Source organism: Anabaena sp. WFMT (assembly GCF_051781005.1).
Lineage (GTDB): Bacteria > Cyanobacteriota > Cyanobacteriia > Cyanobacteriales > Nostocaceae > Anabaena.
In genome coordinates this window covers 266,231-281,689 of record NZ_JBPWOA010000002.1, presented here as the reverse complement: position 1 = coordinate 281,689, position 15,459 = coordinate 266,231, and the positions used below count along the sequence as shown (strand labels likewise).

The following is a 15,459-nucleotide window of genomic DNA, read 5'->3' as shown; positions in this document are numbered from 1 at the left end:
TAGTTATCAGGGTGCATCTACTAATTAAATGTTCTCAGGTTTAATGTTATCTCCGGATCAATTGAGGTGCATGACTATTTTTGTTTATGACTAAAAAAAACCCCCAGTGGGTGTTAGCCAGCTAGGGGAAGTTAGTTATCAGGGTGCATCTACTAATTAAATGTTCTCAGGTTTAATGTTATCTCCGGAAAAATTTGGTGGCATTTCAATTTATTGATATTCGCCAACCACATAAAAAACCCCCAGTGGGTGTTAGCCAGCTAGGGGAAGTTAGTTATCAGGGTGCATCTACTAATTAAATGTTCTCAGGTTTAATGTTATCTCCGGAAAAATTTGGTGGCGTTTCAATCATTGATATTTGCCAACCACATAAAAAACCCCCAGTGGTGTTAGCCAACTAGGGGAAATTAATTATCAGGGTGCATCTACCATTTAAACGTTCCTGGTTATCTGACTATGCTCCGGATAAATTTCACCAAATCTGGCTATTGCTTACGGAAAAAAATTTCTATGGCTAGTAGTTGGTTAGGGAAGTTATTTATCAGAATTTGATCTACTGATAGTTTGAGAAGAAATTCTTGGGTCAAAGATTGCTTTTTTTGCCAAAATTAAAAAGAAAACCCCCGGCGGGTGTTAGCCTACCAGGGGAGTTGAAGATCAAGGTGCATCTACCATTAAAGTGTTCTAGTCTGAAGTAATCCAATCCGGATAAAGTTGTTCGAGCAAAAAAAGCGAAACAACACAAAATCAGAAACATTCCTTGGCAATATGCTTCTAAAGTATCAGCTAGAGGGAGAAAGGACTAGAAATTTTTACGGTTCAAACCGGATTTAGGAGGCAAACAGGAGAAGTTGTGACCCAGGAATTTCACATTTCCGTAACCCCAGTAGGGCAGAATGACTACTTGGTGCGGACGGAACAAGTCGCACCTGGGGTGCCATTGGCAGAGGAACTGGTAACTTGGCCTGTGGCTGAGTGGTTAGTGGCAGCAGGACATTTGATGAATGACCCTTTACAGTTGGTGCTACAGGGTGATGCTGCGTCGCAGTCTGCCGCAGGCATCGCTAGAAACTCTGTAAACTTGGTGGCACTGGGTCAACAATTGTATAATGCACTGTTTCAAGGCACTCTTAGAGATAGTTGGATTACTGCCCAAGGTATTGCCCAGAATCAGCAGCAGGTACTGCGCTTGCGTTTAGGACTTAAAGATAATAAGTTGGCACGTTTGCCTTGGGAAGTGATGCACGCAGGCGATCGCCCTCTCGCTACTGGGCCATATATCGCTTTTTCTCGTTACCAAAGTGGAATTCCCGCAACATCAAGACTAGCAACTCGCAACATCCCCACACAGGAAGACAGCGGGGTAAAGGTATTGATGGTTATTTCTTCCCCCACTGATCAAGTGCGTCTTGATTTGCTCAAACAAGAAGCGATTAACTTGCAAGCCGAATTACATCGCCAAAACCCCCGAACCACTGAAAATGGCAATTATTTTCCAGAAATTGAACTAACGCTCCTTGATCAACCAGGAAGGGAAGAGTTAACCCAAGCTCTAGAACAGGGAAGATATCACGTTCTGCATTACTCCGGTCATAGTAACTTGGGGACTAATGGAGGAGAAATTTATCTAGTCAGTAGAAGAACTGGCTTAACAGAAACCCTCAGCGGTGATGATTTAGCAGGGTTGCTGGTGAATAATAATATTCAAATGGCAGTATTTAACTCTTGTTTGGGAGCATACAGAGCTAAGTCTGATACATCTGGGGAGACAGGAGAACGTAACCTAACTGAAAGTTTGGTGAAAAGGGGTTTGAGAAGCGTTTTGGCGATGTCAGAACGGATTCCTGATGAAGTAGCGCTGACGTTAACGCAATTGTTTTACCGTAACTTAAGTCAGGGCTATCCCCTAGATTTATGTGTGAGTCGGGTACGTCAAGGCTTAATTTCTGCCTATGGTTCTCACCAGATGTACTGGGCGTTACCAATGCTGTATCTACAGCGGGAATTTGAAGGTTTTCTGTCTCCGCAAATTGGTTTGTCTGCAAATGCAGAATTGTTCAATGAATATCACTCGCCTGTGGGAACATCAGTTAATTCGATGTATGCTGCTACAGATGATGCCCAGATGGCTTTAAATTTTGAGGATATGATGCCCTCAGGTTTAGCACGGGATGCCTCTGAGCTAGATTGGCTAGGAGATGATACGTGGGGGGATCTTTTGGATGAAATTGAGTATGATCAACCTGGTTATGATGAAGATTCGGCAATTGTTTCCGATTTGTTTCGTCAGTTAGGTAATCCACAGGTTTCTACTGAAGAAACTTCCATGAAGGCGGAACTAGAGCAACCAGTACGGGAAAATGATCACCAGGAAAAGCAGCCTTCAGAGGTAGATGAAGATTTAGATTTATGGGGAGATAGTGTCGCAGAAACAGCGTCAAATACGCCAATTGTTGAAAGCAATCAGGAAAACTTTCAACAACCGCCATTACCACCAATTCGTCCACCACGTCGCCGTCGTCGATTATGGCCAATTTTCGGGCTTGTGGGTGCAGGACTGGCAATTCTGGTGGGTGTGATGTGGTGGCAGCATCGACCATCAGTGGTCGGCAAAATCCCGCCGATTCCTACCGATAATTTTGCTAACCGCAAATTAGAACCCATTAATCTACAGACATCAACTACAGGAATTGTCACTGCTACGGCTACAGAACAATTGAGTCAAGGTAATTTAAAAGCAGGGTTAGAGGCTGTAGATGAATTATTGAATCGTGGCGCTTTGAAATCAGCAGAAACTGCTTTAGCGCTGATTCCTACTAAGCAAACTGAAGATCCATCTGTCAACTTTTTACGGGGACGCTTGGCTTGGCAATTTGCTCAAACCAGAGATAACAAATACAGTTTTGATGATGCTCGTCGTTACTGGGAAATTGCAGTGCGGGATCGACCGGATTCTGTGTTGTATAATAATGCTTTGGGATTTGCTTACTATGCAGAGGGAAATTTAAATCGCGCTAATGATGCTTGGTTCAAGGCTTTGAATTTGTCACTCAATCCCCAGAATACAACTTTGACAGAAGCCGAATCTCCCAATCCGATTATGCCACCAGCGGCTTTAACTTCTTATGCGGGGTTAGCTTTAGGTTTATATAAATCTGTAAATAATCAACCTGTTGCAAGACAAGGGCAATATCTTAAAGAAGCAATTAAACTGCGTCAAACAGTGATTGAGAATGAACCTGCGAAGTTTACGGTCGAGAAATTGGCTCAAAATTGGCTGTGGACAGAAAAAGCGATCGCAGATTGGCGATCGCTCCTTCAGGAACAAAGCCAGTAAGTAAGGTCTAGACACCTGAGCAGTGGTGAAATACAATACATCAAACTCAAGTTAAACAGTAGCTCTATAGTTACAGCTTTAGACAACTAATCTGGTTAGATATATAAACGATGTTCTTAGAAGTCAGGAATTGCAAAAAATGAGAAAAGTAGAAGCTATTATCCGTCCATTTAAGCTGGATGAGGTAAAAATTGCCTTGGTGAATGCGGGAATTGTGGGCATGACAATTTCTGAAGTCCGTGGTTTTGGACGACAAAAAGGTCAAACTGAACGCTATCGGGGTTCGGAATACACGGTTGAGTTTCTACAAAAACTCAAGGTGGAAATCGTTGTTGAAGATTCCCAGGTGGATATGGTGGTTGATAAAATTATCTCAGCCGCCCGAACTGGAGAAATTGGTGATGGTAAGATTTTCATCTCTCCTGTAGAGCAAGTTATCCGCATTCGTACCGGGGAAAAGAATACAGAAGCTGTTTAATTGCTGTAAGCGGTAGCGAGGCGTTTAGCCCGTGCTGAGTATTAAAATATTGGGCGTTGTGGAATTAAGGGATGAGGTATTGTCAATATTTCTCTTCATCTCTAACATCAGCAGCGCCTTTTGTAGTTTGATTTTAGGAAAAATAGTGCATTTGTTTTATAGCGATTTTCAAATAAATGAACCACATTTTGCTCAGGTTTGGCGCAAAGAAATAGATTAATTTATAATTTAGGGTGTAGTCTATATGAAACCTGCTGTAATTGGCTAGATGATGAATTAGAACCTTTTACTTTCAAGATAGAAATTACAAATTATCACTGAAGGAGAATTATATGGCACGTCCACCTATTCATCCTGGAGAAATTCTAGCCGATGAATTGCAAGAATTAGGAATGAGTGCAAGTGAATTAGCTCGTTTAATTGATGTACCTAAAAATCGGATTACAGAAATAATTAATGGTAAAAGATCAATTACTGCTGATACTGCATTACGACTAGGACAATGGTTTGGTACTAGTGCTGAATTTTGGATGAATTTGCAAAAAAATTATGAACTCAGACTGGCTGCACAAAAGATTGGTAAAGAAATTCAAGCAACTATAGATAAAATATATTCAAATTAATTTTTAACGTATGTTATTTTTGCCCATTTTATGATTCTAAATTACCAATGTAGGTAATTAAATTACCTAATACAGCAAATTTGAGAGTAACAAAAAGTCTCCTCTACTAGATGTCATTTACAAACACAGGGTACACATATTTATTAAGGCTCAAATATTAAATAATCATTAAGAAATTCAAAGTTGCTAGTGTAAGCGAACACAACAAGGGTATCTGTGTTACATTAAGAAGTATATCAGTTTAAATAATCACTTGTAATTAAGACTCAGGCTGCGACTGAGAAATAAATTCATACACAGAGAGTTGCGAATTACAAGTAATTAACCGAACTTGATATTACGTTCACTAAGGAGCAAAAAAGACAATATGTACAACAACAATATCAACAAAAAACACAAATTTCCCAACAATATGAACTACAACATGATTAAAAAACACAAACTTCGCAGAAGCAGTCGTATGATGACCATTTTTGCTGCTTCGGTACTTCGCCACCCGCGTTCTAGTGTTCTAGCTAGAACACTCGCTGGTTCTGTCTTATCACAAGCTGCACCCAGAGATCCCAGAGCATCTGCACAAAGAAGAACTAGTTCAAGGATGGCTAGGATTGCAAGCTACATACTAAGGAAGCCTGGATTGAGTTATTTAGAAAAAGCCTTAGCTGGTTCTGTGCTATCACAAAGAATGTAATAGAGAGAGTATTAATAAATTAGAGTTGTTACAAATATAACTTTTAGCAGATTAGATTTAACCTGATTATATAAACACAAGGTACTGCCAATAAACTGCTTTTGCAGTACCTTTTCCCTTCTTCCTTCGTGTACTTCGCTCCTTCGTGGTTCGTTAAAATTATCCTCAATAGAAAACGAATAACCCCCTCACCCCAACACCTTCACCAACTGGGGAACTAAATTTTTCAAAGCATTACCCCGATGACTAATTGATTTTTTCAACTCCGGTGACATTTCGGCAAAAGTTAATTGCTTTTCTGAAACATAAAAAATGGGATCATAACCAAAACCACCATCACCACGGGTTGAATAAAGAATTTCACCGCGACAAATACCCTCAGATTGCAAAACTATCTTTCCTTCAGGATTTGCAACTGCTACTGCACAGATAAACTGGGCTTGACGATTTTCTGTATCGCCTAACTCTCGTAATAACCGAGAAATACGTTCTGCGTCGGTATTGCCATAACGGGCAGAATATACACCAGGCGAACCATTGAGGGCATCTACAGCTAAACCGGAATCATCTGCGATCGCCCAATTTCCGGTAGCTATAGCAACCTCAGAGGCTTTGATACAAGCATTTGCAGCAAAAGTTTCCCCTGTTTCTTCCACGTCTAAATCATCTGGTTTAAGGGTTAATTCCCAACCAGAATCAGCTAAATAAGCTTGCATTTCCCGCAACTTACCGGGATTTCCTGTAGCTACTACGAGTAATTTTGTCATTGATAATTGGTAATTGGTAATTGGTAATTGGTAATTGGTAATTGGTAATTGGTAATTGGTAATTGGTAATTGGTAAGAATTTATTACCCATTACCGATTACTCATTAATTAGATTCAGCCCAGGTTTTTGCCCAAGCTAGGGTTTGATGAACTTGTTCTAGTGTGGGTGCTTCGCAGTACAGACGTAAAACTGGTTCAGTGCCACTAAAACGAATCATTAACCAACTTTGATCAGCGAGGCGGAATTTATAACCGTCGATAGTTTTGCAATCAATTACCTTTTTTCCAGCAATTTCTGTTAAAGGTTGGGTTTGCAGTTGTTGCAATAACCTTCCTCGCACGTCCATATTTGCTAAAGGTAAATCTATGCGATCATACACTGAACTGAAATTGGTTTGTTGTTGCAATTGGCGATAATAATCACCTAAATCTAAGCCTGATTCTACAACTGCTTCTAAGACATACAATGCTGAAAGTAGGGCATCTCGTTCGGGAATATGACTACCATAACCAATGCCACCGGATTCTTCACCACCTAGTAATACCTCTGTATCTAACATTCTGTCAGCGATGTATTTATAACCGACTGCGGTTTCAAATACAGGCAAATTCAGTAATTTAGCAACAAGGGGAATGATGTCAGAACCGCTGACTGTTTTGACGATTTCGCCTGTAAAGTTACGCCTGCGGGTGAGGTGATCTATTAATATGGGGATTAAGATTTGGGAACTGAGGAAATTAGCGTCTTTGTCTACTGCGGCAATGCGATCGCAATCTCCATCAAATACTAAACCTATAGTTAAACCTGATTTATTACTTTTCCCATGAGTTTTCATGACTTTAAATAGCTGGGAAAGGTATTTTGGCAAAGGTTCAGGCGCACCACCTGCAAACAAGGGATCACGGTTGTTGTTGATTTCTTTGACTTGTTTGCCTAACAGTCTACCCAATCCACTAGCTGCTGCACCATGCATAACATCAACAAATAATGTTATTTTGTCAGATGCGATCGCTTCCCTAATTTTGCCAATATCAACTTTAGCTGCTAATGCTTGACAATAACTAGGCCAGGGATCAAACTTCTCTTCTTTCCCCGTCGTGGCTGCGGGTGGTACATCTACGGTTAACAAACTTTCTATTTCATTGGTAACTTCTGGTGGTACGGAACCTCCGAAAGCGCTTTTGACTTTTAAGCCTAAGTATTTGCCAGGATTATGACTGGCTGTAACGACTAGCGCCCCTAACGCATTGAGTTCTTTAGCTGCCCAACTAAATGCCGGTGTAGGGGCAAAAGTCTCGCTAAATAGGACATCAAAGCCCACAGCAGTAACAGCATTAGCGACAACACGGGCAAACTCTTCTGCCATAAAACGGCGATCGTAACCGATAATAATTGTGCGATTACCTACCGTAGGAAAATAAGTACTATATAAAACTTTGGCGGCAACGGTTGCTACTAGGGCTAGGCGTTCAAAAGTGAATTCCTCGCCAATTACGCCCCGCCAGCCATCCGTACCAAACTTGATTGGGCTAGTTAAAACTGGCATAAATATATCCTAAATTTCTAACTGAGGATTGTAGCATTTATATAGGTAATGGGTAATTGGTAATTGGTAATTGGTAATTGGAAAGATACAACGTAATAAAGCAATTTTTACTCCTGACTCCTGACTCCTGACTCCTGTATTCTGCTATAAGAGGCTAGAGAAGCGATCGCTAATGGTAAAATTAGGTGTTCCTGTAATTGGATTCTAGCGTGTAGTGTTTCCGCCGTATCATCCGGTAAAACTGGTACTGCCGCTTGCATCAAAATTGGGCCACTGTCCATTTCTAAACGAAGGAGATGCACAGTACAACCTGTTATTTTCACTCCTGCGGCTAAAGCTTGTTCTACAGCCCTAACACCCTTAAAACTAGGCAATAAGCTGGGATGGATATTAATAATTTTGTCAGGAAAAGCGTCAATTAATTCTTGTGTCACCAGACGCATCCAGCCTGCCATGATCACCAAGTCTACATCATACTGCTGCAAAGTCTTAACAATTTCTCTGTCCAAATCTTCTCGGCTTTTGTAGTCGCGGTGATTTAATAGAATAGCTTCTACACCGTGATTTGTTGCCCTTGTTGCTGCCTTAGCCGAAGGATTATTGTAAATTAAAACTTGAATTTTCGCGTTTAATGTCCCTTCTTGGATAGCTTTCGCAACTACCTCAAAATTACTACCATTCCCAGAAGCCATAACTCCTAATTTCAAGGGAGTATCTGATGTGAATTTTGTACTAGAAATGTCAGGAGAAATTAGGCTAGATGCACCCTCAATCGGGTAATATTGACTCATAGAATGATGAATATCGTATGACTGAATAAGATTATCATGAAACCATCCCGATTTTCGTCTATGCAACTGCTGGATAATGATACAGTCGCTGCTTGGATTTTTCTCACACCCGCATTGATTTTGTTAGGCTTATTTATTATTTGGCCTATTATCTATTTGTTTTATCTCAGTTTCACCGCTGGTAGTTTTACTTCAAGTGGGACTTATTTAGTAGGCTTTAAAAATTACTGGCGTTTGCTACTCAACTCTGATTTTTGGCAAGTTATATTTAACACTGTTTATTTTACCATTGGTAGCCTCTTTCCTAGTTTAGTCATCCCCTTGGGACTAGCAGTATTATTAGACCGTTCCATTGCTTTGAGAGGGATTTTAAGAAGTGCCTATTTTCTGCCTTCAATTGTCTCTCTCGTTGCTGCTGGTTTAGGATTTCGCTGGCTGTTTCAAAATACTGGGCCAGTCAATGGACTTTTGAATTTTTTTGCTATTCAGCCAATATCTTGGTTAGGAGATACTTTTTGGGCAATGCCAGTCATAATTTTATTTAGTATTTGGAAACAACTAGGTTTCAATATGGTGGTTTTTTTAGCTGGATTACAAGCAATTCCTCCTAGTCGTTATGAAGCAGCAGAATTGGATGGTGCTAATGATTGGCAACAATTTTGGCATATTACTCTACCAGGATTGCGACCTACTTTAATATTCGCTACTGTCACCACTGCTATTTTTACATTGCGGAGTTTTGAACCTGTTTATATAATTACAGGTGGTGGCCCTTTAAATTCTACTAATTTATTAGTTTATTACACTTATCAAGAAGCTTTTGGTCAATTTGATTTTGGTTATGCAGCAGCAGTAGCAACTGTCTTGTTAGCTGTAACTTTGCTATTAGTTTATTTGCAGTTACGAACTTGGGAAAAAGATTAAAGGTAAGAATTCAGGAGTCAGGAGTCAGAATGCTTATGAAATGAAGAATAGAGAAAAGTGATATTTTATCAAAATCATCAAATTTGAATAAAAAAGCCTTTATTCTCATGACTTGAACTATTCTTTATCCTGAATACTTACGATTGAAGTAATTACCTGTTGTTTGTTAATGGTATATTAAAGTCTCGAATCTTTTAATTTCTGACTCCTAACTTCTAACTCCTAACTCCTGACTCCTGAATCCTGAATCCTGACTCCTGAATTCTTACTTTAAAACTCTCTGCGTAAGAAGATAAAAATAGCAATTGCTAACAGCATGAAGCTATAAAGTAAACCATAGCCTGCATTAGTAATCAGTGTGATTATGTCAGGTATTGCTTGTAAACCATAAACGGCATCATTTTTCAAATCCAAGCGAGATAAATCTGGCAGTATAAGATATAAAGCTTGGGTAATGCGTTCTACACCAGGGTTTTGACTAAGACGACCAAGTGCAACTAAATCTTGTGTAATATTTCCCATTAAATAAACTGCAAATGTTAAGGCTGTGGCGATGAGGGAACTGGTAAAAACTCCTAAAGTGATGGCTACAGCGGTAACTAAGGTTAATTGTAAAAATAAGAAAAATGAGGCAATGAGAATGCTTTCTATCGGATATGACATTTTACTAAATTGCAAAAATACCAGATAAATAGCTGTCATTGCGACTACAAGTACTGCCAATACACCAGATAAACCTAAGTATTTACTAGTAATAAATTCACTACGACTGATAGGTTTAGCAATTAGCATGAGAATAGTACGTTTTTCTATTTCTTTGTTAACGAGTCCTGTACCTATAAAGATGGCAATAATTAAACCGATGACGTTCATTACTGACAGTCCGACATCTAAAAAGATTTTGTCTTGGCTTGTAGCACTAAATTCAAAAATGGTACGGTTAGCAACAGCCAGGATGAGTGCATAAAAACCGATGATATACAGGATGCGATCGCGTATCACTTCCTGAAACACATTTTTTGACATCACAAAGGTTCTAGCTATGTTCATGGTGATTGGGGATTGGTTACAGGGAATAGGGAATAAGGAACAGGGAACAGTTAGAAGAAAGATAGATATTTCTCCTCATCTCCCCAAACCCTTACTGCTGTGGTGGTGGGGAACCAAGGTAAAATCTGTTAATGCGATCGCATTCAATTCCAGCGACTGCGTTTTTATTTTCTGGTTGATTGACGGATGCAATTGGTTGGATGCGACAAGATTTTTGGATATAAAAACCGCGTGAATTTGAGCTTGGACCTTTCCAAATGCTGAGAATATCTAATCTGTATCCCGATTCGATGTTGACTACACGGGGTTCAACACTCCATAGTTTTTGTTCTTTATATTTAACCAGATTTTTCTCAATCATTCTGTTTCCTAAATTCCCAACCTCCTTATTAGCTTCTAACAACCATCTCTCTACTTCTGCCCAAGGTTTGGTAACTATTTCTTCTTCTATGAGTGGTTGAATTTTATTTAAAATAGTCTCACCATTTTTTGGTTTTTCAGTTTTTGGTTCTAGTCTAATTACAAAGGTGCTGCGTTGAAAATTATCTACGGATAAACTTGGATATTCTTTTAACCATTTATCTATGACAAAATAAAACTGAATCCAACAACTTATCAACATAGACCAAGCAATCAATACGATGATTTTTTGACGGGTTTCTAGTTTGGGAATAGCAGCTTTTGTTGCGGTACCTGTGCCTGCAAAAAATTCTGGTATTGCGGTAATGATGGCAGCGATTGTTGGCCAGAGAACTATGGTTCTAGGTGTAACTACATTCACCTGATGTCCAAAAGCAAAAACACTGACTAATAAACCAGTTATTAATGCTCCAACTGGCATAAAAGTACCAGGTACTCTTAAAGGATCATCGGTGGTATACCAAGCTGTACCAGCTATTAAAAATAACCAACCTGTTAATGCAATTATATCTTTTATAAAACCTAGCGCAAAATATGAAGTTCCCCAAGAAAATACGCTTAAATAAATTAATGTTTGCCAGGAGAAAGCTTTGGGAGGCATTAAAAGTTTTTGAACTCCCAAAAATAAATCTTGAATAAATTTAAAGATCAGGGTTACTTCTTTAAAGAATAATGATGAGTTCATTTTTTTACGTTAATAAGGTTATTATTTTGGCAGTTATGTAGAAAACAAAATTGAATTCGTTGGTGAACATAGATAACAGAGAATGGGTAATAATGAAAAATGTGTATAATTAATTTTTTTGAGGCAGTTATTTTATAACTGGAGATAAATTGCGAAGTATTAATACTACAGTTATGGCAGTATAGCTCATTGAATTTGCTATTAATGTAGTGGTAACTAAATTGGTATTTTGCAATTTAAATTTTTCATTGATCATGATTTTTTCTCGCTGAGTAGTCGGTGTTTCTTCTTTTTTACCAATTTCATCTAATGCGATAATTAATATTTTTAGTAACAAAAATTTTAGCAAAAAGGTAGCGAAGAACATGATGAAACAGATGAAGATTATATAACTCTGCGTACTGACATTTGTGAACTTGTTAAAAAATACATAACTCATTAATTCTGATTTTGCTTGTAAAGGTAATATTGGCTCAATCAGAAAAAATAGATTCCAGCCAATGACGGTGGAAAAAACGTTCATAGCGATGGCATAAAAGATGCTAGTTTTTTTGTCAAATTTTAGCCATCTATGCAAAACATAGCCTTCTATGGCAATGGCAATTAGTAAAAATAAAGTTTGAAACAAAATTGCACCAACGGGCAAAATTCTGGGAAGTGATAATTCTTCTGGCATAAAGGGTGAACAGTAAGGGTTGACTCCACAGTATAACTGAGATAATACGGATGATGGGGGCAATTATCTCATTCTTCTTGTCATTTGCGATCTGTGTATGATGGTAGATTGTGATTAAGATTATTAATACATTGACTTCACTAGTATACTGAGGTGTCATCTATGGGGCAGATTTTAGAGAAAATCTTCCTACCTAATTAAACCAAGGTTCGGTAAAATAGGGGATTGCCACGTTACAGCTTTTCCAAAGATGACAAGAAATGGCATCGGTATTCGCACAGCACAAGTACGTTCTGAACGGCTCACGGGTCAAATTCACGTCTATGATGGACTTGGAAAAGGAAAGTCCCAAGCTGCTTTAGGGGTGGTTTTGCGCTCGATTGGTTTGGGAATAAATACACCGAGTGATTCTAATCGCGTCTTACTGCTGAGGTTTTTGAAAGGGCCAGAACGTGATTATGATGAAGATGGAGCGATCGCAGCTTTACAGCGTGGTTTTCCCCATTTGATTGATCAGGTTCGCACGGGTAGGGCTGAGTTTTTTGGACATGATGAGATTACTCCCTTTGACAGAACTGAAGCTGCACGGGGTTGGGATGTGGCCAAGGGTGCGATCGCATCAGGGTTATACTCGGTTGTGGTTTTAGATGAAATTAACCCGGTTTTAGATTTGGGTTTGCTATCAGTGGATGAGGTGGTAAAAACATTAAAATCTAAACCCCAAGAATTGGAAATCATCGCTACCGGACGTGCTGCACCGCAACAGTTATTAGATATTGCAGATTTGCACTCGGAAATGAAACCCCACCACCACCCGACAGCAGCAGCTCTGTTCATTGAGGGAATTGAAATTTATACTGGTGCAGGTAAGGGAAAATCTACTAGTGCTTTGGGTAAGGCTTTACAAGCGATTGGTAGGGGGATAAATCACCCTGGATCTACCCGTGTATTAATTATGCAATGGTTGAAAGGTGGTAGTGGTTATACTGAAGATGCTGCGATCGCGGCTTTGCAGCAATCCTATCCTGAAGTAGTGGATCATTTACGCTGTGGTAGAGATGCGATCGTGTGGCGTAATTCGCGGCAAGAATTAGACTATGTGGAAGCTGAGAGAGGTTGGGAAATTGCCAAAACTGCGATCGCATCTGGTGTGTATAAAACCATCATTCTCGATGAACTTAATCCCACCGTTGATTTAGAATTACTTCCCGTTGATCCCATTGTTCAAGCTTTACTGCGTAAACCACGAGACACAGAAGTTATTATTACCGGTCGCTGTCAAAATCAACCTGCATATTTTGATTTAGCTAGTATTCACTCTGAGGTTTATTGTCATAAACACTATGCAAATCAAGGTGTAGAATTGAAACGAGGAGTAGATTTTTAACCGTCGTAAAATTACAAAAAACCTAGATGTGTAGGGGTTTAGCACTGCTAAACCCCTACTTGTAAAATCACTATTAATAATGTTCTTCTTGGTTTAACCAATTTACTAAATCCGCAACTTCAGAGATATTAAACAACGCTGCACCTAAATTTTCTAACTGTTTCACAGGTAGGATTTTAACTCTTTCAATTATTTCGGAATCAAGTTTTCCAAACCTTTGATTAAGTAACATTAAACAAAATTTAACTGCTTCTTTTCCTTCTCCCTTCTGCAAAATATCCTGATAAATTACTGATTCTTGCATAAGATCCTCACTCAATAATTGACGAATAAAATCTTTTTCAAACCGCAAACCTGCTAAAATCTCTGTGTACGCTACAATATCCTGTTTAGTCTCCCTATCTGCAATTTTAGCAACATTATTGGCAATTTGGGATAATAAACCTTGGGGTGAATTTGTCCGAGTTAATGGCGCTAATGGTAATAATGCCAGATTATGCAAAAATAATTCTGATTCTTGTTCCCACATTCTAATTACAACTCATAGGGTTGTAAAATTAAATTGTCTGAATCAGGATATCCAGGATTTAAGGATTTACAGGATGTTTGTTTGAGTTGTGTTTTTAGGGTTTGAGGATTCAATACTTTTCGGTTAGGCTAAAAACACTGTAATGTGATCTAGATTAGTGCTTTTTACTGCTTGATAGGGAATACTAGAATAAATACTCCTTGTCAGATAAAGGCGAATTTTGAGCAATGGACTGGACAACAATACTCAAAGCACAGCAGACTGATTTTATTCAAAGACTGAAATCTGGTGACTTACTCCATTGTGAGAAGGAAGGCCGACATAGTGAGTTGACGGTTATCTCTGGAGAGAGGTTACAGCAATTACGGGATTTTTGCTGGGATATGGCTGAAAAATATAGACACACTTCTTCAAATCCTATTCGTAATGTTTTTATCAATAATTTAAAAGGAAAGCTTGGTGAGGAAGTTGTTAAAAGTCGATTAGGTGATTTAGTAACTGAAGTTGATTATGAAAAACGCATTGGTGGAGATGGAAAAATTGATTTTACTTTAACTTCTGATCCATCAGTTGGTATTCAGGTTAAAACCCGTTATGGATATTTTGATAAAGTTCAATGGACAATTGATAGAGAAGAAGTTGAAAAAAATGATGTTTTAATTTGTATTTTATGTCAAGAAGAATTTAGTGAAACGGAAAAAGAATATGGTCTTATTGTAGCTGGGTTTTTACCAACCAATATAATTAAATCAACTGGTGATAAAACTTTAGTCAGAATAGATGAATTACTTTATCCTGGTGGTTTGCGTGGTTATTTAGAGAGTTTAGTATCTTACGATGCTGACAAATATATCAGTTTAGGTGATGAATGTCTTGAGAAACAAGACTATAAAAGTGCTGCTTCCCATTATAATCAAGCCTTACAACTAAGACCTAATGATTCTCTTATTTACAAAAAACGGGGATTAGCTCGGTATTTTTTGGGAGACAAACAAAGTGCTATTGATGATTACACCAAAGCTATCTATATTAATCCTAATGATGCCAATGCTTATCAAAATCGAGGGAATGTTAAATTTGCGTTAAAGGACTGTCAGGATGCAATTTATGATTACACCGAAGCTATCAAAATTAATCCGAACCTTGCCATAGCCTACTATAAACGAGGAATTGTTCACTCTGTTTTAGGAGATAACCAAGGTGCAAACGCAGATTTTAAACAAGCTGCTGATTTATTTTATAAACAAGGAGATCAAAAGTTTTACCAAGAAGCACTGGATAGAATTAGAAAACTTAAACTGCAAGATGATAATAAATCTCAGAAACAATTACAGCAATGCTGGAATGTAGGTGAGCGTGTAATTCACAAAAAATTTGGTACTGGTGAAATAACTCATGTTTTTGGATCAGAAAACAAAGTATCTTTAGCAATTAGGTTCAATGAAGTAGGTCAAAAGATACTTGATCCAACTATCGCTCAACTAGTAAAGATAGATTAAATAGCTGTGAGAATTAGATTTAATGGCTGAAAAAGGTTTCAAAAATTGATATAAC

14 protein-coding genes are annotated in these 15,459 nt (G+C 38.4%); 7 read left to right on the top strand and 7 right to left on the bottom strand.

Translation table 11 applies throughout. The annotated features are described in order from the left end of the window. Positions 1-853: 853 nt before the first annotated feature. The 4 genes from hetF (at position 854) to ACSQ6I_RS01510 (ending at position 5,129) form a co-directional block, all read left to right on the top strand. On the top strand, positions 854-3,337 hold the full coding sequence (gene hetF / locus ACSQ6I_RS01525; protein ID WP_438888504.1) for a cell division protein HetF: 2,484 nt from the start codon (positions 854-856) through the stop codon (positions 3,335-3,337). 139 nt (positions 3,338-3,476) lie between these two features. Beyond that, the gene (locus ACSQ6I_RS01520) at positions 3,477-3,815 is read left to right on the top strand and encodes a P-II family nitrogen regulator (RefSeq protein ID WP_015216486.1); all 339 of its coding nucleotides are present in this window, start codon (positions 3,477-3,479) and stop codon (positions 3,813-3,815) included. Between the two features lie 332 nt (positions 3,816-4,147). Beyond that, positions 4,148-4,438 carry a HigA family addiction module antitoxin gene (locus ACSQ6I_RS01515; RefSeq protein WP_438888502.1) on the top strand — a complete coding sequence of 97 codons (291 nt, stop codon included), beginning with the start codon at positions 4,148-4,150 and terminating at the stop codon, positions 4,436-4,438. A gap of 460 nt (positions 4,439-4,898) precedes the next feature. Further along, on the top strand, positions 4,899-5,129 hold the full coding sequence (locus ACSQ6I_RS01510; RefSeq protein WP_438888500.1) for a hypothetical protein: 231 nt from the start codon (positions 4,899-4,901) through the stop codon (positions 5,127-5,129). 188 nt (positions 5,130-5,317) lie between these two features. Here the strand turns inward: ACSQ6I_RS01510 and rdgB are convergent, their stop codons facing one another. The 3 genes from rdgB to purN all read right to left on the bottom strand — a co-directional run bounded on the left by rdgB (position 5,318) and on the right by purN (position 8,234). Then, positions 5,318-5,896: an RdgB/HAM1 family non-canonical purine NTP pyrophosphatase gene (gene rdgB, locus ACSQ6I_RS01505; protein WP_438888499.1), complete on the bottom strand. Its 579-nt coding sequence runs from the start codon at positions 5,894-5,896 to the stop codon at positions 5,318-5,320. A gap of 104 nt (positions 5,897-6,000) precedes the next feature. After that, entirely contained in the window at positions 6,001-7,443 is a 1,443-nt protein-coding gene (locus ACSQ6I_RS01500) for a phosphoglucomutase/phosphomannomutase family protein (RefSeq protein WP_438888498.1), read from the bottom strand. Positions 7,444-7,550: 107 nt separating this feature from the next. After that, a complete protein-coding gene (gene purN, locus ACSQ6I_RS01495) occupies positions 7,551-8,234 on the bottom strand; it encodes a phosphoribosylglycinamide formyltransferase (RefSeq protein ID WP_438888497.1) in 684 nt (227 codons plus the stop codon). 36 nt (positions 8,235-8,270) lie between these two features. Here purN and ACSQ6I_RS01490 point away from each other — a divergent pair, with 36 nt between their 5' ends. After that, positions 8,271-9,158, top strand: a complete 888-nt coding sequence (locus tag ACSQ6I_RS01490; protein WP_438888496.1) for a carbohydrate ABC transporter permease — start codon at positions 8,271-8,273, stop codon at positions 9,156-9,158. Between the two features lie 270 nt (positions 9,159-9,428). Here ACSQ6I_RS01490 and ACSQ6I_RS01485 read toward each other — a convergent pair whose 3' ends face one another. The 3 genes from ACSQ6I_RS01485 to fraC all read right to left on the bottom strand — a co-directional run bounded on the left by ACSQ6I_RS01485 (position 9,429) and on the right by fraC (position 11,989). Further along, entirely contained in the window at positions 9,429-10,208 is a 780-nt protein-coding gene (locus ACSQ6I_RS01485) for an ABC transporter permease (RefSeq protein WP_438888495.1), read from the bottom strand. A 91-nt stretch (positions 10,209-10,299) separates the two neighbouring features. Then, a complete protein-coding gene (gene fraD / locus ACSQ6I_RS01480; RefSeq protein ID WP_438888494.1) occupies positions 10,300-11,313 on the bottom strand; it encodes a septal junction protein FraD in 1,014 nt (337 codons plus the stop codon). 127 nt (positions 11,314-11,440) lie between these two features. Then, on the bottom strand, positions 11,441-11,989 hold the full coding sequence (fraC, locus tag ACSQ6I_RS01475; protein WP_438888493.1) for a filament integrity protein FraC: 549 nt from the start codon (positions 11,987-11,989) through the stop codon (positions 11,441-11,443). 250 nt (positions 11,990-12,239) lie between these two features. Between fraC and ACSQ6I_RS01470 the strand changes: the two genes are divergently transcribed. After that, a complete protein-coding gene (locus ACSQ6I_RS01470; RefSeq protein WP_438888492.1) occupies positions 12,240-13,376 on the top strand; it encodes a cob(I)yrinic acid a,c-diamide adenosyltransferase in 1,137 nt (378 codons plus the stop codon). A gap of 73 nt (positions 13,377-13,449) precedes the next feature. Here the strand turns inward: ACSQ6I_RS01470 and ACSQ6I_RS01465 are convergent, their stop codons facing one another. Beyond that, the gene (locus tag ACSQ6I_RS01465) at positions 13,450-13,905 is read right to left on the bottom strand and encodes a DUF4351 domain-containing protein (protein ID WP_438888491.1); all 456 of its coding nucleotides are present in this window, start codon (positions 13,903-13,905) and stop codon (positions 13,450-13,452) included. A gap of 383 nt (positions 13,906-14,288) precedes the next feature. Here ACSQ6I_RS01465 and ACSQ6I_RS01460 point away from each other — a divergent pair, with 383 nt between their 5' ends. Beyond that, positions 14,289-15,404: a tetratricopeptide repeat protein gene (locus ACSQ6I_RS01460; RefSeq protein WP_438888490.1), complete on the top strand. Its 1,116-nt coding sequence runs from the start codon at positions 14,289-14,291 to the stop codon at positions 15,402-15,404. Positions 15,405-15,459 lie beyond the last annotated feature (55 nt).